Genomic DNA, 22,032 nt, shown 5'->3' with positions numbered 1-22,032 from the left:
GGTGCGACGTCGGCGCTTATTTAGCGTGGGAAACTTGTTCGTAGTAACCGATCTTGTCAACTTTGGCGGTTGAGCCGCCACCTTCAAACTCCGATGCCAGCCAGGCATTAACGATGTTCTTCGCCAGCTCAGGTCCGATGACGCGCGCGCCCATGGTCATGATCTGCGCGTTATTGCTCTTGCGAGCACGTTCGGCGGAGAAGGTGTCGTGACACTGCGCCGCGCGCACGCCTTCAACCTTGTTGGCGACAATCGCCACACCGATGCCGGTGCCGCACAGCAGAATGCCGCGCTCAAATTCGTTCTTCTGGATGGCGGTGGCGAGCGCAAATGCCACATCCGGGTACATCGGACGGTCGTTTTGCGCGTCATTGGTGTAATCCGTCACCACATACTCTTTCTCTTCCAGCAGCTTTTTAATCACATTTTTCAATTCGATAGCCGCATCATCGGCGCCAATTGCGATAGTTTTCATCGTCGTTCTCCAGCAGGGTGTGCAATGACGCCTGCACGTTTGTTCAGCAGGCGAGAAGATGTTCATGGTTAGCCTGCCACAAATTCAATCATATGTTCAATGGTTGTTCATATGAATTGCCGTCAGCATCGCGCCTGAATACCTCAGCGAACCCTTTGAAACCGCCTGTGCGGCGGCGAATGGGCGTAGTAATCCGATAAATTGACCAAAATCAAATCTCATGAGGCTGCTCACACTTTCGCGTGTTGCAGTTGAGAGATGCACAATTATCCGTGTAGTGTTCATATGTTCGCATGACTATACCAATGTACAAGAAGACCCATCGAGGACTCGAACATGTGTCATTTACACCGTACCTCTCAGTACTCCTGCAGCCAGCGCCTCTTTGACGTTTGGTCAACACCACATAAAGAAATGATCACTCACGCACGTCGTGGAGGTGCGTTATGAACCAACCAACAATGACGGCGGTGGAACAATCCACCATCAGAAAAATCTCCTGGCGCTTAGTGCCGTTCGTGGCGCTGATGTTCTTTATCAACTTCCTCGATCGCACCGCGATTTCGTTTGCCGGCCCCAACGGCATGACGCAAGACCTCGGCCTCACCGCGCTGCAGTTTGGCCTGGCGTCGGGCATCTTCTTTATTGGCTACATCCTGCTGGAAGTGCCAAGCAACCTGGCGCTGCATAAGTTCGGCGCGCGTCGCTGGCTGGCGCGCATCATGATCAGCTGGGGCATTGTCTCGCTGCTGTTTACCTGGGTGAGCAGTGTGGAAGGCTTGTATACGCTGCGTCTGCTGCTGGGTATCGCCGAAGCCGGCTTCTTCCCAGGCGCGATTCTCTATCTCAGCATGTGGGTGCCGGGACGTCATCGCAGCAAAATCCTGTCGCTGTTCTATCTTGCCCAACCGCTGACGGTGGTGTTCGGTGCGCCATTAGCCGCATCCCTGATTCAGCAGCACGGCCTGTTTGGCATGGAAGGCTGGCGCGTGATGTTTATGGGCGTGTCGATTCCCGCGATTCTGATTGGTATCGCCGCGCTGTTCTGGTTGGTGGATTCGCCGCGTCAGGCCAAATGGCTGACCGCCGAAGAGAAAACCTGGCTGACCACCGAACTGGAAGCCGAGCATCAGCAGAAGCAGGGCCATCAAAAACACAGCCTGCGCTCGGTGATGGGTAACGGCCGCGTGTGGATGCTGTGCCTGATTTACTTCGGCTTTATTTATGGCCTGTATGCGCTGGCGTTCTTCCTGCCAACCATCATCGCTGGCTTCCAGCAGCAGTTCGGTACCACTTTTAACGTGATGCAGAAAGGGCTGATTACCGGCGTGCCGTACCTGATTGCAGCGGTGGTGATGTTCTTCTGGTCAAAAGATGCCACGCGTCGCGGCTGCAAAACCTGGCATATCGCCATTCCAGCGCTGGCAGGTGGCATCAGCGTGCCGCTGGCGCTGTATATGGATTCGCCGTTCACCACCATTATGGTGATTGCGATTACCGCCAGCTCAATCTTCGCCGCACTGCCGAACTTCTGGACCTTACCAACGCAGTTCCTGACCGGCGCGTCTGCCGCCGCAGCCATTGCTTTGATCAATACCTTAGGAAACGTAGCGGGCTTCTCCGCGGGCTACATCACCGGCGCGCTGCATGACGCCACCAACAGCTACGCCTTGCCGATGTTTGTGGTGGGTGGATTCATGCTGCTGTCAGCGTTCCTCATGCTGTTACTTAATCGCCGTCGCTCGCCGTCTCAGCCGACCTCTTTAGCTCAGGAGCATTAATATGACGTACCTGTTTAACCAACCTTCAGCCTTTGCCGCTGAGCTTATCGAAGGCTTTGTTGCCGCCAACGCCGATAAAGTCCGTCAGGTCGCCGGAGGCGTGGTGCGCAGCACCCGCAGCCAGCCGAATACGGTGGCGGTGATTGTGGGCGGCGGTTCCGGTCACTATCCGGCGTTCGCCGGGTTGGTTGGACAAGGTCTGGCACACGGCGCGGCGATGGGTAACTTATTCGCTTCGCCGTCGGCGCAGCAGATCTACAACGTGGCGCGTGCGGCCCATAACGGTGCTGGCGTGTTGCTGATGTTCGGTAACTACGCCGGTGATGTGCTGCACTTCGGCCAGGCGTGTGAGCGTCTGCGGGCGGAAGGCATCGCCTGTGAAGTGCTGGCGGTGACGGACGATATCTCCAGCGCGGGTAAAGATGAGCTGGAGAAGCGTCGCGGTGTGGCTGGCGATCTCTGTGTGTTCAAAGCCGCCTGCGCCGCGGCTGAAGCGGGTCACGATTTATCACAGGTTCTGCAGCTGGCCCAGCACGCCAATCAACGCACGCGTACCTTTGGCGTGGCGTTTTCCGGTTGCAGCCTGCCGGGTGCCTCGCATCCATTGTTCGAAGTGGAAAAAGGGCGCATGGCGCTGGGACTTGGCATTCACGGCGAGCCGGGGATTAAAGAGACCGACATGCCGAGCGCGGATGAGCTGGCCGAGATCTTCGTGGAGCGCTTGCTTAATGAACTGCCAGCCGATATTCAGCAGGCTGAAGGTCAGCGCGTGGCGGTGATCCTCAACGGTTTGGGCTCGGTGAAATATGAAGAGCTGTTTGTCGTCTATCGTCGCGTCGCGCAACTGCTGGAGGCCGCCAAACTGCAGGTGGTAGAGCCGGACGTCGGTGAGTTTGTCACCAGCTTCAATATGGCCGGCGCGTCACTGACGCTGATGTGGCTGGACGATCAGCTGGAAACCTTGTGGCGCGCGCCGACCAATACGCCAGCGTACCGCAAAGGCAGCGTATTGGTGGCCGAACCGCTGAGCGCCGCTGAGCGGGTTGAAAGCACGGAAGAAGCCTTGCCAGCAGCCACCGCGGAATCGCAAGAGAGCGCGAAGCGCGTGCTGCAGCTGCTCGAATCCGTGGCGGAAATGTTACAGCGTAACGCTGAGCGTCTTGGCGACATTGATGCGGTAGCCGGTGACGGCGATCACGGTATCGGCATGGAGCGCGGCGTGCTGGGCGCGGTTGAGAAAGCACGTGAAGTCGCCGCGCGTGGTGCCGGTGCGGGCAGCTTGCTGTGCCGCGCGGCGGATGCCTGGGCGGATAAAGCGGGTGGCACGTCCGGCGCGTTGTGGGGCGTGGCGCTCACTGCATTGGGTACCGCGCTTGGCGATCGTCAGACACCAGATGCACAGCGTGTGGCCACCGGCGTACGTGAAGCAAAAGAAGGCATTATGCACTTTGGTAAAGCGCGCGTTGGCGATAAAACCATGGTGGATGTGCTGGTGCCGTTCAGCGACAGCCTGAATGAGGCGGTTGCCGCCGGTGCGTCGTTAACGGACGCCTGGCTGAAGGCGGCGCAGGTGGCTGATAAAGCTGCGCAGGACACCGCGCAGCTGGTGCCAAAAATGGGGCGTGCGCGTCCGCTGGCAGAAAAAAGCGTAGGCACGCCGGATGCCGGAGCCATTTCGCTGGCATTGATCGTCAATACCGTCGGCGATCTGCTAAAAGAACACAGTGCCTCTGAACAAGGAGCTTGAAGCATGTCTCAGCCAAAAATCTGGCTCGGCGTCAGTTTAAAAATGTATTTCGGCTATCAGCAAACCTTGCAATGGTGTCGTGATGTAGCGGCATTAGCCGACCATGCTGCGGTGAAAAACGGCGACGTGGGCTTGTTTGTGTTACCGGCTTATCCGGCGATTCCGGCGGTTGCAGCCATCTTCGCTGACACGCCGGTGCGCTTCGGCGCTCAGGATGTTTGCCAGGCTGAGAACGGAGCCTGGACCGGCGAAGTCAGCGCCAGTATGTTGCAGGAGTTAGGCTGCTCGCTGGCCGAAATTGGTCACGCCGAGCGCCGTCGTCATTTCCACGAAGACAAAGTGCAAATTGCCGCCAAAGTGGCGATGTCGCTGCGTCACGGCATCACGCCGGTGCTGTGCATCGGTGAAGAAGTGCAGGCAGAACCGCAGCAGGCAATCGCGCTGTGTCAGCAGCAGCTGGCCGAAGCGCTGGCCGAGTCGGCGCAGCAGGGCTTAAAGGGCGAAGTGTTCTTTGCCTATGAACCGCAGTGGGCAATTGGTGCGCCGCAACCGGCACCGGACAGCTACATCCGCGCCGTGTGCGCCGGATTGCAGCAGCTCGCCACGCCGCCCGGCATCACCCTGAAAATCATTTACGGCGGCAGTGCCGGTCCGGGGCTGATTCAGCGCCTTGGCGCGGACGTAAATGGCCTGTTTCTGGGTCGCTTTGCCCACGATCCCAAAGCGTTGGCACAAATTATTGATGAAGCCAGTGAGCTGGCTCAGGAGCGCCGTTAATGAGCCGTATCGGACTCAGTACCTACGCCTTTTTCTGGCGCATGTCGTCGAAAGTCCCTCATCCGCTGACGCTGGAGCAGATGCTGCAACAGACCGCCGAACTGGATGTGTCGGTGTTTCAAATCTGCGATTACCCGGCGATTGAAAGCTGGACTGACGCACAGCTGCTGACGCTGCGTCAGCAGGCTGATGCGCTCGGCATCACGCTGGAACTCGGCACGCGCGGCCTCGGCACTGCGCATCTGCGTCGTTATCTGCACATGGCGGAAATCCTTGATGCGCGCGTCATTCGTTCGATGTTCTACACCGCCGATCACCGTCCCACGCTCGACGAAGCCGCCGAGCTGATTGGCGCGGTGTTGCCGGATTTTGCCCGCCAGCAGGTGCGTCTCTGTCTGGAGACATACGAGCAGGTGAACAGCGGCGCGATGATGTCAGTGATCAACAAGTTCCTGTCGCCGTGGCTCGGCGTGTGTCTCGACCCCGCCAACTGTGTCGCCGGACTCGAACTGCCAGAGCAGGTGATTGCCAACACCGCCGCGCGCGTCGGCAATCTGCATATCAAAGACTTTGCCTTCACGCGCCGTGATGGCTGGGTCGGCTTTACCTTTGCTGGCTGCCCGATGGGCGAAGGCTTGCTGGATTACGACCGGATGATCGCCAGCGTGCGCCCGGCGGATAAAGGCATTAACCAAATCGTCGAACATTGGTTGCCGTGGCAAGACGATGCCGCTGTAACCTGCGAGCGAGAAGCCGAATGGACTCGCCGCACCGTTGAATTCTTACGTAGTAAACAAGATCAGGAGTAACAACATGAGCGTGCAACTGAAAACCATCACCGTGATTGGCGCGGGCGGCAAAATGGGTATGCGTATTTCTGCCAACTTCCAGAAAAGCGATTACCAGGTGTTTTACTGTGAGAACTCACCCAAGGCGCAAGAGCAGGTGAGCGCGCAGGGGCGCGAACTCTCTGATGCGGCCTCCGTGGTGCCATTGAGCGACGTGGTGATTCTGGCGGTGCCGGATATCGTGCTGGGCAAAGTGTCTGAAGGCGTGGTGCCACAGATGAAACCGGGCGCGATTCTGCTGACGCTGGATCCGGCGGCGGCCTACGCCAATCTGATCGCCCATCGTGATGGCATTGAATACGCGGTGGCGCATCCTTGCCATCCGTCGGTATTCCTTGAGCGTTACACCAAAGAAGAACATGCCGATGCCTTCGGCGGTATCGCGGCGATTCAGCACGTGGCGGCTTCCTATGAAACCGGTTCTGATGAGCAGAAAGCCGAGCTGAGCAAGGTGATCAGCGTGATGTACGGCCCGGTGGAGCAGGTGCATTGGGTCACCGTGACGCAGCTGGCGTATCTGGAACCGACGCTGGTGGAAACCGTAGCCTGCATGGTGGGTGCGTTTATGAAAGAGGCGCTGGATGAAACCGTGAAGCACAGCGGCGTGCCGGAAGAAGCGGCTAAAGCGATGTTGTACGGCCATATTCAGATCGCGCTCGCCGTGGCGTTCCGCGCGACCAACCCGTTCTCGGATGCCTGCATGATCGCCATGGAGTACGGTCGTGAGAAGATTGTGAAACCTGACTGGAAACAGATCTTCGATCAGAAAGAGCTGGATATCGTGATTGCCCGTATGCTGAAAATCGACGCCATCAAGCGCTAAGCGTGATGCTCGATCGACTCGCGGCGCTGTGGTCTGGCGAAGCGAGTCGTATCAATGATATAACTCCCTGCCAACGTCAGATCTCGCCCCATTTTGTAGGGTCGCCATTCATGGTGACCTGGTGCGCATCAATGCGCACCCTACATGGCGCGGTCTTTACATCTTCAAATAACACCCAAAAGACAGGTTACGGATGGAAAAAAACACGCTCTCTCAGGACTCCGAGCTGCTGACGGAAATAGCGGTCGCCTATTATCAGGACGAAATCACCCAGGAGGAGATTGCGCGTAAGTTTGGTATTTCCCGCATTAAAGTCGGCCGACTGCTCAAACGCGCGCGCGAAGAGGGCATCGTCGAAATCAACGTGCGTTACCATCCCGTCTTCAGTACCCGCCTCGAACAACAGCTGCAAAATCGCTTCCCACAGCTGCAACGTGCGCTGATAGCGCTCGATCAGCCCGATCAGGAAGAGCAGCGACGTCAGGTCGCTGCCCTGGTGTCGTCACATTTAGCGCAGTCGCTGAAAGACGACGCCATTGTCGCCGTTGGGCAAGGGCGCAACGTGGCCGCTGTCGCCGATTATCCCGGCCAGGTGCCGACGCGTAATTGTCTGTTTATCAGCGGCATTGGCGGCACGCATCGTCCCGGTGATGCCATCAACGCTGACCATATCAGCCGTCGTCTGGCGAAGAAGTTCGGCGGCATCAGCGAAACATTGTACGCGCCCGCCTATGTTGAGAACCGCGCGTTGCGCGATGCGTTTATGCAAAATGGCACCATCAAAGAGACGCTGGACCGCGCGCGTAAAGCCGATGTGGCGCTGGTGGGCATCGGCGACATGAATGAAAACAGCTATATGGTGAAACTCGGCTGGTTCACGCCGCACGAAATCATCGACGCCAGCGTTAATCAGGGCGTGACCGGCGATGTCGCCGGCTATGACTTCTTTAATTCGCAGGGCCAGCACGTGGATACTGTGATGAACGATCGCGTGATTGGGCTGAGCATTGATGAATTACGCAAGATTCCCTGCGTGATCGCCATTGCTGCGGAAAATACCAAAGCGATGGCGATCCTCGGCGCACTGCGCACTGGCGCGATCGATATTATCGCCACCACCGCGCAGAACATCCGCACCATTTTGAGTTTGTCGCAGGAGAAGGTGTAGTTAAACGGCCAACCTTTTGTAGGGTCGCCATTTATGGTGACCGAAAGACGCTTAACTAACGAGCATTCCGCGAAAAAGTTTACCGTTTTACGATTCAACGGCAATCATCGCCGTAAATACGGAATATTTTAAACTCAATGAATACCCTTATTCCGCAACGCGCAGTGCCATAACCGAACGGTCTTGTTCGTGCTATGTTCAGGATATATCCTGTATTTTTCCTTGTTGAGAATCCCTGCCTGATGACTAACGCGCGCTTGCTCTCGGTTGAAAATCTCTCGCTGCACACTCACGATCAGCGCTTGCTGGTGGATAACATCTCTTTTCATCTCGATCGCAAGGAAATCCTGGCGTTAGTTGGCGAATCGGGATCTGGCAAAACCTTGACCTCGCTGGCGCTGATGAGTTTGTTGCCGGCGGGCGTGCAGCAGAGTGGCGGCCGCGTGGTGTTCAATGGCGAGCCGCTGGATGCGCGCACAACCCAGCAATTGCGTGGTTGCCGCATCGCCACGGTGTTTCAGGAGCCGATGACCAGCATGAATCCCACGCTGCGTATTGGTGAACAGATTGCCGAAGTGCTGGTGCGGCATCGTCAGTTTGGCTGGAAACAGGCGCAGCAGGAAGCGATAGCGCTGCTGGATCGCGTCGGCATCGTCAATCCAGCGCAGCGCGCGCGGCAGTATATTCATCAGCTGTCGGGTGGCATGCGGCAACGGGTGATGATCGCCAGCGCCATCAGCGGTCAGCCGGAGTTATTGATTGCCGACGAGCCGACCACCGCGCTGGACGTGACCATTCAGGCGCAGATTCTGGCACTGTTGCAGGAACTGCAGCAGGAGATGGGCATGGGGATCTTGTTGATCACCCACGATCTCTCGGTGGTAGCGCGCTACGCCGACCGCGTCTGCGTGATGCAGCAAGGGCAGCTGGTTGAGCAGGGCGCGGTGCTGAGTACGCTCGGCGCGCCAACGCATCCTTACACGCGCAAATTGATTACTGCTTCGGCAACGCAAATCCCCGAGGCGATTGCGCCGGTTGCACAGCCGCCGCTGCTGGTGCTGCGCGACATCAGTAAAAGCTATCCGCTGCCGCGCCGCATGCCGCTGTGGCCGGCCAAATGGCAAACCGTGTTGCATGCGGCGAATCTGTCGATTGCGCAGGGCGAAATTGTCGGACTGATTGGCGAATCCGGCTCCGGTAAAACCACATTGGGCAGTGCGGCGATTGGCCTGATTACGGCGGATGGCGGCGAAGTGCATTTTCAGGGGCAGCATTTGCAAGGACGTCAGCTGCATAGCTTACGTCGCCACACGCAGATTATTTTCCAGGATCCTTATGCCAGCCTGAATCCGAAAATCCCGGTTGGTGAGCAGATCGCCGAACCGCTGCGCGTCTGGCAACTGCGCAAAGGCGCGGCGGTGGATGCGCGAGTCAAAGAGCTGCTGGCGTTGGTGGGATTGAAAGCCGAACATGCCACCCGTCTGCCGGGCGCGTTCTCGGGCGGCCAGCGTCAGCGTATTGCCATTGCGCGCGCGCTGGCGATGGAGCCGAAGCTGCTGGTGGCGGATGAAGCGGTAGCGGCGCTGGATTTATCGGTGCGCGGGCAGATTCTGGCGCTGTTTAATACGCTGCGCCACAAGCTGGGATTATCGGTGCTGTTTATCAGCCACGATCTCGGCGCGGTGCGTCAGTTGTGCGATCGCGTGGTGGTGATGTATCACGGCAGGATTGTGGAATCGGGCGCGACCGCCAGCGTGATTAACCATCCACAGGACAATTACACCCGCCAACTGCTCGCCGCTGCGCCGGACGTGCAGCAGGCGCTGGCGCTGCGATCAGCTGCCGTGTAACAGCGGCAGTTCGTGATGTTCAGCCCATTCGTGCCAGGAACCGACATACACCGAAACATGGGGATAGCCCGCCAGTTTTAACGCCGCCAACACCGTGGCGGCGCGGGCACCACGATGGCAATAAACCTGCAACTTCGCGTTTTTACTCAGTCCTGCCGCCTCGGCGCGTGCGGCAATCTGCGGCGCTGATAAGAAATGGCCGTTGGCGATGACATCTTCCCAGAACAGTAGCTGAGAATGTGGAATCCGTCCCGCGCGCTGACAGCAGGCATGCGCAAAGCTGCCGTCAAACTCGCTGGGGCGACGGGCATCCACGTTGATCACCGCCACGCCATCCGCTGCTAGTACCTGTTCACGGCTGCACACCAGCTCGCGATTCCACGCGGGTGCGTTGGCTGCCGGTGGATGCGCCACGGTGCGGCTTAATCCCAATCCCGGCGCGAGTTCATAGCCTGCCGCAATCCACGCATCCACGCCGCCATCCAGAATCAGCGCATCATCACGCTTGAGCAGCCAGGCGAACCAGGCGCCGCGCGGTGAACGCATGCCAACCTGCTGTTCGAAAAACACCGGCGTGGCGTTGGGATACGCGGTAAACATCGGCTGCAGCGCGGTGGCGGCTTCGGCTGCCATCACCGCTAAACCTGTCTCGCTACAATCCTCAATAAAATAGTCGTAGACGTTACAGTGCTGCGCGCCAGGCAAGGTGGCGCGTTGCCAGTCGGCAAATTCGCGGACATCGATCAGCAGAAACGCTTCGCCGCGCGCCTGGCGCTGATGCAGTGAAAGCACATCAATGATCATGCAGAACTCCTGAAAACAGCGACTGCAACGAACCGAGCTCGTCATGCTCGGCGGCCTGAAGCACGCGGGCGGCGAGGGCGATATCAAACACATTGAGGCCAAACGAGGAGAAATAGACGCTGTTATCGGGCTGTGGACGCCAGTGATCCAGCAGCAGCGCGGCGAGATCGGCCGCCACATCCTGCTCAGCAAACTCCCCGGCGCGGAACATCTGGAACAGGCTTTTGGCGCTGCGCTGGGCAAAATCGCCCCACGCATCCACCACCACCTTGCTGCTGGCTTTGATGGCGGCAAAACTCACTTCGTGATAACCGACCTGCACAATGATCCTACCGGGACGTACCGCTGCGGCGTCGACAATCGGCTGGTCGGCGCTGGTACAGGTCAGCACGGCGTCATAAGGCTGCGCCAGAGCGAGCGGCAGATCGGTTTCGATCTGCACTTCGCGCAACGCACTGAGTTTAAAAGGGGAGCGATTCCACACGCCAATCTGTTCCAGCTGCGGAAACAACTGCTGCAGCATGCGCAGATGCGCCTGAGCATGCAAACCGGCGCCGAGCAGCAGCACGCGTTTTACCGGACGCGGTGCGGCCAGCTGTAACGCCAGTGCGCTCACCGCCGCGGTGCGCGCCGCGGTGAGTGCGCCGCTGGCCAGCAAGCCGCGCGGAATGCCGCTCTGCGCATCGTTAATCAGGGTCAAGGCTAGGGCGGCGGGCAACGCATCCGGTCGCTGTGGACGATGTGCCGTCCACTTCACGCCTGCGGCATTGTAGCTGCCGCCGACGCGCGCCGGTAAGGCATAAGCTTTACCGAGCGGCGTACCGAGATCGATGTGATTTTCGGCGGGCATCTGCGCCTCGCCGAGACGCATCAGCTGAATCACCGCTTTGACGTCTTCCAGCGCCAAAGCGACATCCCCGCCGCCTAATTGCGCGACGGTGGCTTCATCCAGTACACGCAATAAGGCTTCCATTACGCCTCCAGCAGGCGATCGGCGAAGGGATAAAGCGCCGGAGAACCGCCACAATGCACGAAGGTGACGCGCGATCCCTGCGGAATGCGCCCCTGTTCGACCAGCGAGAACAGGCCGTGCATCGCTTTACCGGTGTAAACCGGATCCAGCAGCACGCCTTCCAGTTGGGCGAGTTGATAGATGGCAGCGATGCCGCCGTCCGATGGTACGCCGTACGCCTGACCGACATAACCATCCTCAATCCAGATATCCTCCGGTTGCCACTGCTGCGGCCATTGCAGCAGATCGGCACAATCCTGCGCCATGCCGGCAATGCGTGGCTGGAACCAGTCGGCTTTGGCGCTGACGCTCACGCCAATCACCCGGGTATTGGGCCAATAGCGACGCGTACCCACATGCAATCCCGCCAGTGTGCCGCCGGAACCGGTGGGCGCGACGATGAAATCGGGTGCGGGCGTCTGGCTGGGTGCCAGCTGCGCCGCTATCTCTTCCACTGCGCGTACATAACCCAATGCGCCGAGTGGCGTTGCGCCACCCAGCGGAATAATCATGGGGGTTTCACCTTGCGCGAGAGCCGCATCAGCGTGCGCCTGCATCGCACCTTCAATCTGGCTGAAATAGCCGTCGGGATCGAGGAACTGCACCTCGGCCCCGAACAGCTTATCCAGCAGCAGATTCCCCTGCCAGCTTGCGGGCGGATTGCCCCGCAGCACCAGCACCGGACGCATACCAAACTTGCGTGCGGCGGCAGCCACCATGCGGGCGTGGTTCGACTGATGCCCGCCGGTGGTGATCACCACATTCACGCCTGTTTTGCAGGCCTCCGCCATCAGATACTCCAGCTTGCGGACTTTGTTGCCGCCGCCGCCGAAGCCACTGTAGTCATCACGTTTGATCGTCAGCGTAATCCCAAGTGCCTCACTGAGCCGCGGCAGCGGCTCGTGAGGAGTGGGGAAGAAGCCGAGCGGAACGCGTTCAAACTCTTCTACTGATTTCATTATTTACTACCTTTATTTTTGTGTACTGCGGTGTTTCCCTGGTGTGGCGCGACCCGGCCAATGGCCGAATCATTGAATGCGTTGAGCCACAGGCTCATGGATTGCTGGAAGCGTTCGAGTCCCGCCAGCGTGACAAACTCATTAACGGCATGCGCGTTGCCGCCGTGGCCTAATCCGCCAATCAGAAAAGCGGGCGCGACGGCCGCGAAAGCGTAGGCGGGCGCACAGCCCGGCGCCCACGGCCAGATTTGCGGTGCCGCGCCCAGCGTTTGATAGCTGGCGATTAGGGCATCGACGCCGCTGGCGCTGCGACTAAAGCGCACGCCGGGATAGCGATCAAACAGGTGCAGCTCGCTGCCGGCTAAATCGGCTTGTGCCAGCCGCTGCTGCACGTCGGCAATCATCGCGTCCTGATCGAAACCCGGCGGGATGCGAAACGCCAGTTCCGCGCTGGCACGGAACGGGATGACGCCGCGTCCGCCCGGCGGATCGCTGTGCAATTCCGCCAGCGTTAAAACCGCGCTGCCGAGCAGCGTTTGCAGGCAGCTCAGCGTGTCGCCTGCGATCATCAGGCGCTGACTGCGACGGAACTGCAGTTCGTCATCGATGCTGAATTCAGCGGCTAAGGTCGCCAATAACTGATTCGCCTCATCGTCCGTGGCGTGACACGCTAATACGCCGCTGTGTTCAGCTGGCGCGATGGCATCTAATGCCTGCACTAAGCGCCACGCCGGATTGGCGATCCAACCGGCATTGCTGGCATGAATCGCGGAAGACGGTCCGCCCCATGCGCCGCCGGTGACGCTGAGGCGTCCGCTGGCCAATCCGGTAAAGCCGAGATAGACGCGCGGTGCGCCGCCACCGTATTCACACAGTGACGGAAACAGCACCGCTTCAGCGGGAGCAATCGGGCAAGGCTGTTGCGCCAGATAACGCCGCAGCGCGCCGCTGCCCACTTCCTCTTCGCCTTCAAGCAGGATTTCGATATTAAAATCGAGCTGATGGCTCTGCTGCAGTTCACGTAGCAGAATAAGCAGGGCGGCGACCGGGCCTTTATTGTTCTCTGCACCGCGTCCGACAAATACCGCGCCGAGATCGTCCCAGTGACACACGCCACCGACAAACGGCGGCACATCCCAGCCAGCATCATCCGCAGGCATTACGTCATACATGTTGTACAGCACCACGGTTTTGCTGCTGCCGTTATCGATGCGGACATGGACCAGCGGTGGGACATCATCGGTTTGAGACGCCACCGGATAGACGATCGCGGCATTCAGCTGCGTTACCATCCACTGTTCCAGCCAGGCGGCCAACCCGCACTGCGAGGATAACTGACCGGCCACGCTTGGCCAGCGCGTCAGTTCACTCAGCAGTTCAAGCGTGGCGTCAAGGCGACTCATAAACGAATCCTCGGGTTCAGCACCAGATAGAGCAGGTCGATCAGCAAATTGATCGCCACGAACACCACGGCAGCGAGTAACACAATCGCCTGCACCAGCGGGAAATCGCGGTTTTGAATCGCCTGAATCGCCAGACGACCAATGCCCGGCCAGGCAAAAATAATCTCAGTCACCAGTGCGCCGCCGAGCAGCGAGGCGAAATACATGCCCTGTACGGTGATCACCGGAATCAGTGCGTTACGCAAACCGTGGCGTACCACGATGCGCCAGGCGCTGAGCCCTTTGGCGCGCGCGGTGCGGATATAATCCTGTTGCAGCACATCCAGCAGGCTGGCGCGCGTCAGGCGGGCCACGGCGCTCATGTAAAACGCACCCAGACTGAGCGCCGGCATCACCAGCGCGGCGAAAGTGCCGTAACCGCTGGAGGGCAGCCACTGTAACTTCAGGCTAAATAGCAGAATCAGCAGCAGCCCGAGCCAGAACACCGGAATCGCTTGGCCGGAGAAGGCCAGCAGGCGGCATAACAAATCCCACAGGCTGTGCGGCCGCAGGGCGCTGATAATGCCGAGCAGCAGACCGAGCAGTGAACTCCATGCCAGCGCACTCACCGCCAGCAGCGCCGTCGCCGGCAGACGTTCGGCAATCAACGCCAATACCGGCTGGCTGTAGCGCAGTGATTCACCAAAATCCCCGTGCAGCACGACGCCAAGATAGTGGCTGTATTGCCACAGCAGCGGACGATCAAAGCCCATACTATGACGAAAAGTATCGATCTCCTGTTGGCTGGAGCCGGGCGGCATCATCAGCGCCGCCGGATCGCCCGTCATGTGCAGGCTAAAGAAAATCAGCAGCGACACGCCAAGCAACACTAAAACCGATTGGCCAAGGCGATTGAGCAGAATGTTCAGCATCTTAATCCAGCCTTGTGTGCGTGCGACGCAGCAGCGCATCGCCGAGCAGGTTGCAGCCAATCACCAGCGCTGCAATCACCAAACCGGGATAGAGCACCAGCCATTGCGACAGCAGCATGTAAGAGCGACCTTCGCCAATCAGATTGCCCAGCGTTGGCGTGGGTGGCTGAATGCCCATACCGAGAAAACCCACTGAGGCTTCGAGCACGATCAGGCGTGGGATATCCAGCGTTAGCAACACCACCAGCGGCGTCAACAGATTGGGCAGGATATGCCGTAGCAGTATGCGCAGCGGCGAAAAGCCCATGGCGCGCACCGCCTGAATATATTCCAATTCCCGAATCTCTAAGGTTTTGGCGCGCGCCACGCGGGCATAAATCGCCCAGCTGGTGCAGCCCATAATCACAATGATGTTGGTCAGTGATGCGCCCATCAGCGCAATCACTAGCAGAATCAACAGAATAAACGGCACCGCCAGCTGGATGTCGATCAGTCGCATGATCAGCGCATCAACCCAACCGCCGGCGTAACCGGCGATCATACCTAGCGCGACGCCAATCACCGCGCCAATCGCCGCCGCGACCAACACCACCAGCAGCGACAAGCGCGTGCCGGAGAGAATGCGCGCCAGCAGATCGCGGCCCAGTTGATCGGTGCCGAGCCAATGCGTGGCTTGCGCACCGGGTGAACCCGGCGGCAGGAACATCTCATTGAGATTGTTACTTAAGGCATCGGGCAACGGCAGCCACGGAGAGAGCAGCGCCGCGGCAATCACCACGATCAGCAAAAGGCTGCCGATTACCGCATCGCCGTAAATCAGGCGGCGTGGACGGCGCTGCAGCACGGTGCCCGGTGAAATCATTTCAGCCTCAGATCAAACAGCGGGATGCGGGCATCGACGCGGCCTTTGAAGTTGAGCGACGTGCTGTGCGCATACAAGGTATCTTCACGGTACAGCGGCAGCAGCGGCTGTTGTTCCGCGACGCGTTGCTGAATCTGCTCTAGCACTTTTTTGCGCGCAACGGGATCGACAATCTGGCGGCTTTGATCGAGCAGCTTATCCAGCTCTGCATCATGCACGGTGGAATAGGGCTCGCCGCTGCGCAGGATGGGGAACAGCGCGGCATCGGCATCCAGCGTCTGCGTGGATCCCCACGCCAGCATATACATCGGAGCCTGTTTCTGAGACGCGACCTGCTGGGTGTAAACCGACCATTCCGGCACTTCCAGCTCGGCTTTCACGCCAATGGCGGCTAAATCCTGCACGATGGCTTGGGCCACATCGGCGCTGGCAATATAGCGGCGCGGCGCCTGGAAGCGCAGAGTAAAGCCGTTTGCGTAACCGGCTGCAGCCAGCAGCGATTTGGCTTTCGCCACATCCTGCGCGGTGGCCGGAACCGCCAGATAACCAAAGTCATTAGCACCGGCCATGGTGCCGGTTGGCGTACCGAAACCGTGCAGCAACTGTTGGGTATAAGCCTGACGGTTTAACGCCAACGAAAGCGCCTGACGGACGCGCACATCACTCAGCGGTTTCTCATCATCTTTAAGACCGAGGTAAATCGTCAGTCCGCCGCCTTTCACCTGTTCCAGTTCGACGTTGGGGCGATTTTTCAGTGCGGGCACTAAATCAGCAGGCACGCTTTCAATCAGCTGCACTTCGCCGGTCAGCAGCGCGGTGAGGCGTGCGGTGGCTTCGGGAATCGGACGCCAGGTAACGCGATCAATCGCCGGTTTGCCGCGCCAGTACGTTTCATTGGCGACCATCACCACTTTTTCATCCGGAATAAAGCTATCCAGCTTGTAAGCGCCGCTGCCCACCGGTTTGCGTGCGAACTCGCTGGCGCCAACTTTCTTCACGTAGGCTGGCGGCACAATGTAAGCCGGGTAGCGGCTCATGCGCGTGGGCAGCAGAGGATCCGGTCCGTTGGTGTGGATCTGCACCTGATAGTCGTTGATCACGTCCACCGATTTGATGGTGCGGATGTAGGAAATCGTCGGTGCGTGATTGGCGGGGTCTAAAATACGATCGATGGAGAACTTCACCGCTTCGGCGTTCACCGGCTCGCCATCGGTAAATTTCACGCCCTGGCGCAGGGTAAATTGCCAGGTGGTGTCGTTAATCGCTTTCCACTCAGTGGCTAAGCCCGGCTGTAATGACATGTCATCGGCGCGGCGCACTAAGGTATCGAAGAGGTTGTCGACTAAGGTGGCAGATTCTTTGAGAAAGCCGGGATCCATCGCCGTGGCAGACGTGGGTTGGCCAATGGTCAGTTCCGCTGCCTGTACGGCTGGCATCAGAGCAAATAGCAACGCGGTGGTGGCAAACTTCACTGCAGGTAATCTCATAACGTTTCCCAAAATTGCCAACGGCAAGGTAGTGAAAAGAGTGGATACTGCCAGAATCAAGACTGTGCTTATTTGTAATACATGATATATCCTATAATCTGGCAAGTTGGCAATAAAACATTAAAAATAACTTACCATTTGCGAAATTCAGTAGAAGGCCCTCAACGTATGATCGAAATGGATAAAGCGCAGCGCATGAGTTTGACCGCGCAGGTGGAATCGTCACTGCGCAGCGCGCTGATTGTTGGCAAGTTAAAACCCGGCGCACGGCTGGTGACGCGCGATTTGGCGACTCAATTGGGTACCAGCATCACGCCGGTGCGTGAAGCCTTGTTGCGACTGGTTTCTGCCGGAGCATTAGACGCCACGCCAGCTGCGGCGTTTCTGGTTCCGGAAATGACGCGCCAGCGCTTTGATGAGATTACGCTGATTCGTAAGCAGCTTGAAGGTTTAGCGGTGAGGGCGGCGACGCCATTTTTGGGAAAAAAACAGATTTCTGAGCTGAAAAAACTCTGCGCGCGCTTTATGCAAGCCAAACAAAGCGGTGATGCCGAGGCGGCGTTAGAAGCCAATCGCGCGTTCCGTTTTACGCTCTATGGCTATGCGCAAATGCCAACGCTGGAGGCGCTGATCGAACAGCTTTGGGTGCAGATCGGTCCGTGCTTTAACTATCTCTATCCGCAGCCGGCCGAGGTGGTGAATGGGCATCATAACTATGATCACCTGCTGGAAGCGTTACAGGCCGGCGATGCGGTCACCAGTGAAAAGATATTGATGAAAGCGATTGATGATGGGGCTGCGATTTTGCATCAGCACTATTTCAATCAGTAAAAAGCAAAAGAGCGCGTGAACCTTGCCGCTACTAAGCGTGCAATTATTTGTAGCGGCGTAATGCATTGCGCATCTGATTAACCGCGCGGTCACCGCAATGACATAAAACCTTCATTTCCTTCCGCTAGCTTACCGCCATTCTGATTTCTGGATTGCGGATGCATGAGCCACCTTTCGCTTCACCACATCACTAAAGCCTGGGGCGAGAAAATCGCCCTGGACGACATCAGCTTCGACGCGGCAGAAGGCGCGTTTGTCGCGCTGCTCGGTCCGTCGGGCTGCGGTAAATCGACGCTGCTGCGTACCATCGCCGGGCTGGAAACAGCCGATCGCGGGGCGATCCACTTTAATCATGTCGATATCACCCATCTGCCGCCGTCGCAGCGCAAGCTATCGATGGTGTTTCAATCTTACGCGCTGTTTCCCCACCTCAACGTGCGCGAAAACCTGCTGTTTGGTTTGAAAGCGCGCGGCGAGGAGAAACAGTCGTTTGCTGCACGCCTGGATAATGTCAGCAAGCTAATGGAGCTGGATAAGCTGCTGGATCGTTTTCCATCGCAGCTCTCCGGCGGACAACAGCAGCGCGTGGCGCTGGGCCGTGCGGTGATCGCCAATAACACGCTGTGTTTAATGGATGAGCCGCTGTCGAACCTCGACGCCAGGCTGCGGCAAAGCATGCGCCGTGAAATCCGCGCGCTGCAGAAAAAACTCGGTTTGACCATGCTGTACGTCACGCACGATCAGACTGAAGCGATGAGCATGGCCGACAGCATTATCCTGCTCAACGATGGCCACATTGAACAGCACGGCACGCCAGACGATCTCTACAACAATCCCGCCAGCGTGTTTGCCGCACAGTTCATTGGCGCACCGCCGATGAACATCCTGCCGCTGCAGCGCAATGGCGCGCATCACTGTCTGCTGCATCTCACCGCGCCGGTAGTGGAATACCGCGACGCGCCGCTGAGCCTTGGATTGCGTGCCGAAGATATCCAGCCGATCGCTGCAGAACAGGCGGCGCTGACCGCGCGGGTGATCAGTTCTGAATATATGGGCGCTGATACCTTGCTGGTGTGCCTGCTTGCTGGCATCAGCGAACCGCTGACCATTAAAGTGCCGGGCATGCAGCGCTTCACCGATGGCAGTGAAGTGGGATTGCAGTGGTCCGCCGCGCGGCAATATCTGTTTCATCGCGAGAGCGGTAAGCGCTGCGTGCCAGCCGAACAACAGATGTTTGCTTCACAGAAAAAATACGCCGTTTAACCGTTGTCATTTGCTCAAGGGAAAATCATGTCTGCGATTCGTTATTCACGTCTTTCTGCATTAGTCCTCGCCGTCACCACCTCAGCTTTTGCGGCTGAACCGGTCAAGCTGCAAATGTATTACCCGATCGCGGTGGGCGGCAAAGTGAGCCACACCGTGGATTCGCTGGTGGCGGATTTCCAGAAAGTGCATCCGGACGTGAGCATTCAGCCGGTGTATACCGGTGACTACGCCACCACCGTGACCAAAGCGTTGACCGCCTTTCGTGGTGGCAACGCGCCGCAGCTGGCGGTGATCGGTGATATCGAAGCGTATTCACTGATTGATGCCGGTGCGATTGTGGCGGCCAGCGATTTAGCGCAGGGTGAGGAAGGCAAAAAATGGATCGACGGTTTCTATCCGGCGTTTCTGCGTCATATTGACGGCAAAGTGTGGGGCGTACCGTTCCAGCGTTCAACTGTGGTGATGTACTGGAACAAACAGGCGTTCGAGAAAGCCGGTTTAAACGCCGATACGCCACCGGCCAACTGGCAGCAGGTGGTCGAATTCAGTAAGAAACTCACGATCAAAGATGCTAACGGCGTCAGCCAATGGGGCATCGAGATTCCGTCCACGCCAAACGGCTACTGGAACTTCCAGGGCTTGTCCGCCACCAACGGCGGTCGTCTGGATAACGGCAAAGGCACCGCGGTGCACTTCAATACGCCGGGCAACGTGGAAACGCTGCAGTGGCTGACCGATCTCGGCCAGAAAGAGGAGGTGTCGCCGAAGGGTGCCATTGCGTGGGGCACCACGCCGCAGGACTTCATTAGCGGCAAAACGGCCATGATGGTGACCACCACCGGCAACCTGACCAACGTGCGTGATAATGCGAAATTCCCGTTCGGTGTGGCGATGCTGCCGGAGAAAACCCAGCGCGGCAGCCCAACCGGCGGCGGTAACCTGTATGTCTTCAAAAATGCCTCGCCAGAACAGCAGAAAGCGGCGATGGAGTTTATCCGTTGGGTAACCTCACCCGAGCAGGCGGCGCGCTGGAGTATCGCCACCGGTTATGTAGCGACCTCTCCGGCGGCATGGGATACCACGGTGATGAAGGATTACGTTAAAGAGGTTCCTCAGGCATTGGTGGCGCGTGAACAGCTGAAGTATGCGCAGCCAGAACTCTCGACTTACAACAGCGTGCAGATTCAGGATGCGCTCAATCACGCGGTAGAAGCGGCGGTGACGCAGGCGAAAACGCCAGCCGAAGCGCTGGAAGGCGCGCAGAAGCAAGCCGATCGTCTGCTGAAGTCTTATCAATAATGACGAGCACGATGCTCACCGTTGCGCCGGTTCGGCGGCCCCGGTTATGGTCGATGCAGCTGTATGGCTACCTGCTGATTTTACCGGCACTGAGTTTTTTACTGCTGTTTACGCACTATCCGGCGGTTGCGACCGTATGGGAAAGCCTGTTCAGCGCAGCACGTAACGGTCGTCCAGCCCATTTTGTTGGGCTGGATAACTATCTTGCGCTGCTGGATGACGACATCTTCATTCAGTCGCTGTGGAATAACCTGCTGTATGCGTTGATCACCATTCCGCTGGCGGTCATGCTGGCGCTGCTGATGGCGCTGGCGGTCAATAGTCATATGCGTGCCAATGCGTTGGTGCGCACCGCGTTCTTTATTCCTTCGCTGCTGCCGATGATCGCCATCGCCAATCTGTGGCTGTTCTTCTACACGCCGCAGCTGGGTTTGCTGAATAAGCTGCTGGCGCTGTTTTCGCTGCCAGCGATGAACTGGCTCGGCGAACCGGGTAGCGCCTTGTACTGTTTGATGGCGGTATCGGTATGGCGCGAAGCGGGCTTCTTTATGATCTTTTATCTCGCCGCTTTGCAGCAGATCGATCCGCGCCTGAGCGAAGCCGCGCAGATAGAAGGGGCGTCACGCCGCTATTTCTTCCGCCGCGTGCAGTGGCCGCTGCTGATGCCCACCACGCTGTTTGTGCTGATCAATGCCTCGATGAATGCCTTTCGCATCGTCGATCAGGTGATCGCGATGACCAACGGCGGGCCGAATAACAGCAGTAGCCTGCTGCTGTTCTACATCTATCGCACCGCCTTCAGCTTCTGGGATATGCCCGCCGCAGCGGCAATGACGGTGGTACTGCTGGTGATCCTCGCCGCGATTGCACTGCTTAAATTCAACCTGCTGGACAAGCGAGCCCATTACCAATGAAGCCAACAATCACGTTTGGTCGCCTGTGTCTGAATATGGGCATTGGGCTTGCCGCGTTGCTGTGGTTTTTACCGATTCTGGTGGCGATCTGGGTGGCGATTCATCCGGCATCCGATCAGGCGAGCTTTTCGCTTTTTTCGCCGCTGACCTTACAGAACTTCGTTAATGCCTGGCACGCCGCGCCCTTTGGTCGCTACTTCCTCAATACCAGCTTGCTGGTGCTGATGATTGTGGTGGTGCAGCTGATTCTGGCGACCATGGCCGCTTACGCGTTAGTGCGCTTCCGCCTGAAATTTTCCGGCGCGATCTTCGCGCTGATCCTGCTGCAGCTGATGATCAGCCCCGACGTGCTGATTCTGAATAACTACAAAACCATCGGCGCGCTGGGTTTCCGCGATACGCTGACCGGCATCGCGCTGCCGTATTTCTCCTCGGCCTTCGCCATCTTTCTGCTACGCCAGACCTTTAAAAGTATTCCGCTGGTATTGGAAGAGGCGGCGATTGTGGAAGGTGCCAGCCGCTTTTACATTCTGCGCAAGATTTACATCCCGCTGGCGAAGCCGATCTATGTGGCGTTTGCGCTGGTGTCGATCAGTTTCCACTGGAATGATTTCCTCTGGCCGCTGGTGATCACCGATTCGGTCAACGTGCGGCCGCTCACCGTGGGCCTGCAACTGTTCTCGGCGCCGGAGCAGGGCGTGCAATGGGCGTTGATTGGCGCTGCTACGTTAATGACGACGTTGCCGCTGTTAGTGCTGTTCCTGATCTTCCAGCGTCAGTTTATTCAATCGTTTATGCGTGCTGGTATTCGCTAA

The 22,032-nt window shown here is 58.2% G+C and carries 20 protein-coding genes; 12 read left to right on the top strand and 8 right to left on the bottom strand.

Translation table 11 applies throughout. From position 1 onward, the window contains the following. Positions 1-16: 16 nt before the first annotated feature. A complete protein-coding gene (locus tag K5Y33_RS05990; RefSeq protein ID WP_101764432.1) occupies positions 17-475 on the bottom strand; it encodes an RpiB/LacA/LacB family sugar-phosphate isomerase in 459 nt (152 codons plus the stop codon). 446 nt (positions 476-921) lie between these two features. Here K5Y33_RS05990 and K5Y33_RS05985 point away from each other — a divergent pair, with 446 nt between their 5' ends. The 7 genes from K5Y33_RS05985 to K5Y33_RS05955 all read left to right on the top strand — a co-directional run bounded on the left by K5Y33_RS05985 (position 922) and on the right by K5Y33_RS05955 (position 9,469). Next, the gene (locus K5Y33_RS05985; RefSeq protein ID WP_222233458.1) at positions 922-2,256 is read left to right on the top strand and encodes an MFS transporter; all 1,335 of its coding nucleotides are present in this window, start codon (positions 922-924) and stop codon (positions 2,254-2,256) included. A 1-nt stretch (position 2,257) separates the two neighbouring features. After that, complete coding sequence (locus K5Y33_RS05980; RefSeq protein WP_222233457.1) at positions 2,258-4,003, top strand: dihydroxyacetone kinase family protein; 1,746 nt, start codon at positions 2,258-2,260, stop codon at positions 4,001-4,003. A gap of 3 nt (positions 4,004-4,006) precedes the next feature. Continuing rightward, positions 4,007-4,780 (top strand): triose-phosphate isomerase family protein, encoded by a 774-nt coding sequence (locus K5Y33_RS05975; RefSeq protein WP_101764429.1) that lies wholly within the window; start codon positions 4,007-4,009, stop codon positions 4,778-4,780. Next, positions 4,780-5,589 carry a sugar phosphate isomerase/epimerase gene (locus K5Y33_RS05970; protein WP_101764428.1) on the top strand — a complete coding sequence of 270 codons (810 nt, stop codon included), beginning with the start codon at positions 4,780-4,782 and terminating at the stop codon, positions 5,587-5,589. Before K5Y33_RS05975 ends, K5Y33_RS05970 begins: the two co-directional genes overlap by 1 nt. Before the next feature lie 4 nt (positions 5,590-5,593). Beyond that, the gene (locus K5Y33_RS05965; RefSeq protein WP_101764427.1) at positions 5,594-6,451 is read left to right on the top strand and encodes a phosphogluconate dehydrogenase C-terminal domain-containing protein; all 858 of its coding nucleotides are present in this window, start codon (positions 5,594-5,596) and stop codon (positions 6,449-6,451) included. 193 nt (positions 6,452-6,644) lie between these two features. Beyond that, a complete protein-coding gene (locus K5Y33_RS05960; RefSeq protein ID WP_008104043.1) occupies positions 6,645-7,619 on the top strand; it encodes a sugar-binding transcriptional regulator in 975 nt (324 codons plus the stop codon). Between the two features lie 242 nt (positions 7,620-7,861). Further along, entirely contained in the window at positions 7,862-9,469 is a 1,608-nt protein-coding gene (locus K5Y33_RS05955; protein ID WP_222233456.1) for an ABC transporter ATP-binding protein, read from the top strand. Here K5Y33_RS05955 and K5Y33_RS05950 read toward each other — a convergent pair. The 7 genes from K5Y33_RS05950 to K5Y33_RS05920 are packed head-to-tail and all read right to left on the bottom strand — an operon-like array spanning position 9,455 to position 16,907. Continuing rightward, the gene (locus K5Y33_RS05950; protein WP_222233455.1) at positions 9,455-10,273 is read right to left on the bottom strand and encodes a sulfurtransferase; all 819 of its coding nucleotides are present in this window, start codon (positions 10,271-10,273) and stop codon (positions 9,455-9,457) included. The two genes, K5Y33_RS05955 and K5Y33_RS05950, sit on opposite strands and share 15 nt — an antisense overlap. Next, entirely contained in the window at positions 10,263-11,246 is a 984-nt protein-coding gene (locus tag K5Y33_RS05945) for an ornithine cyclodeaminase (RefSeq protein WP_192411854.1), read from the bottom strand. The genes K5Y33_RS05950 and K5Y33_RS05945 overlap by 11 nt, the downstream gene beginning before the upstream one ends. Next, positions 11,246-12,244 (bottom strand): 1-aminocyclopropane-1-carboxylate deaminase/D-cysteine desulfhydrase, encoded by a 999-nt coding sequence (locus K5Y33_RS05940; protein WP_101764422.1) that lies wholly within the window; start codon positions 12,242-12,244, stop codon positions 11,246-11,248. Before K5Y33_RS05940 ends, K5Y33_RS05945 begins: the two co-directional genes overlap by 1 nt. Beyond that, positions 12,244-13,647: a M20 family metallopeptidase gene (locus K5Y33_RS05935; protein ID WP_222233454.1), complete on the bottom strand. Its 1,404-nt coding sequence runs from the start codon at positions 13,645-13,647 to the stop codon at positions 12,244-12,246. Before K5Y33_RS05935 ends, K5Y33_RS05940 begins: the two co-directional genes overlap by 1 nt. After that, complete coding sequence (locus K5Y33_RS05930) at positions 13,644-14,558, bottom strand: ABC transporter permease (protein WP_222233453.1); 915 nt, start codon at positions 14,556-14,558, stop codon at positions 13,644-13,646. Before K5Y33_RS05930 ends, K5Y33_RS05935 begins: the two co-directional genes overlap by 4 nt. A gap of 1 nt (position 14,559) precedes the next feature. Next, a complete protein-coding gene (locus tag K5Y33_RS05925; protein WP_101764420.1) occupies positions 14,560-15,420 on the bottom strand; it encodes an ABC transporter permease in 861 nt (286 codons plus the stop codon). Beyond that, positions 15,417-16,907 carry an ABC transporter substrate-binding protein gene (locus tag K5Y33_RS05920; protein WP_110866135.1) on the bottom strand — a complete coding sequence of 497 codons (1,491 nt, stop codon included), beginning with the start codon at positions 16,905-16,907 and terminating at the stop codon, positions 15,417-15,419. The genes K5Y33_RS05925 and K5Y33_RS05920 overlap by 4 nt, the downstream gene beginning before the upstream one ends. Before the next feature lie 168 nt (positions 16,908-17,075). On the opposite strand from K5Y33_RS05920, the gene K5Y33_RS05915 reads away from it, so the two are divergent. The 5 genes from K5Y33_RS05915 (at position 17,076) to K5Y33_RS05895 (ending at position 22,032) form a co-directional block, all read left to right on the top strand. After that, a complete protein-coding gene (locus K5Y33_RS05915; protein WP_222233452.1) occupies positions 17,076-17,738 on the top strand; it encodes a GntR family transcriptional regulator in 663 nt (220 codons plus the stop codon). A 162-nt stretch (positions 17,739-17,900) separates the two neighbouring features. Then, on the top strand, positions 17,901-19,001 hold the full coding sequence (locus tag K5Y33_RS05910) for an ABC transporter ATP-binding protein (RefSeq protein WP_222233451.1): 1,101 nt from the start codon (positions 17,901-17,903) through the stop codon (positions 18,999-19,001). Positions 19,002-19,028: 27 nt separating this feature from the next. Further along, on the top strand, positions 19,029-20,303 hold the full coding sequence (locus K5Y33_RS05905) for an ABC transporter substrate-binding protein (protein WP_222233450.1): 1,275 nt from the start codon (positions 19,029-19,031) through the stop codon (positions 20,301-20,303). Then, positions 20,303-21,217, top strand: a complete 915-nt coding sequence (locus K5Y33_RS05900) for a carbohydrate ABC transporter permease (protein WP_222233449.1) — start codon at positions 20,303-20,305, stop codon at positions 21,215-21,217. The genes K5Y33_RS05905 and K5Y33_RS05900 overlap by 1 nt, the downstream gene beginning before the upstream one ends. Continuing rightward, positions 21,214-22,032 carry a carbohydrate ABC transporter permease gene (locus K5Y33_RS05895; RefSeq protein WP_110866140.1) on the top strand — a complete coding sequence of 273 codons (819 nt, stop codon included), beginning with the start codon at positions 21,214-21,216 and terminating at the stop codon, positions 22,030-22,032. Before K5Y33_RS05900 ends, K5Y33_RS05895 begins: the two co-directional genes overlap by 4 nt.

It is taken from the genome of Pantoea sp. DY-17, from assembly GCF_019795975.1.
In the GTDB taxonomy this organism is placed as follows: domain Bacteria; phylum Pseudomonadota; class Gammaproteobacteria; order Enterobacterales; family Enterobacteriaceae; genus Pantoea; species Pantoea leporis.
This window is presented reverse-complemented; position numbering and strand designations above follow the sequence as displayed.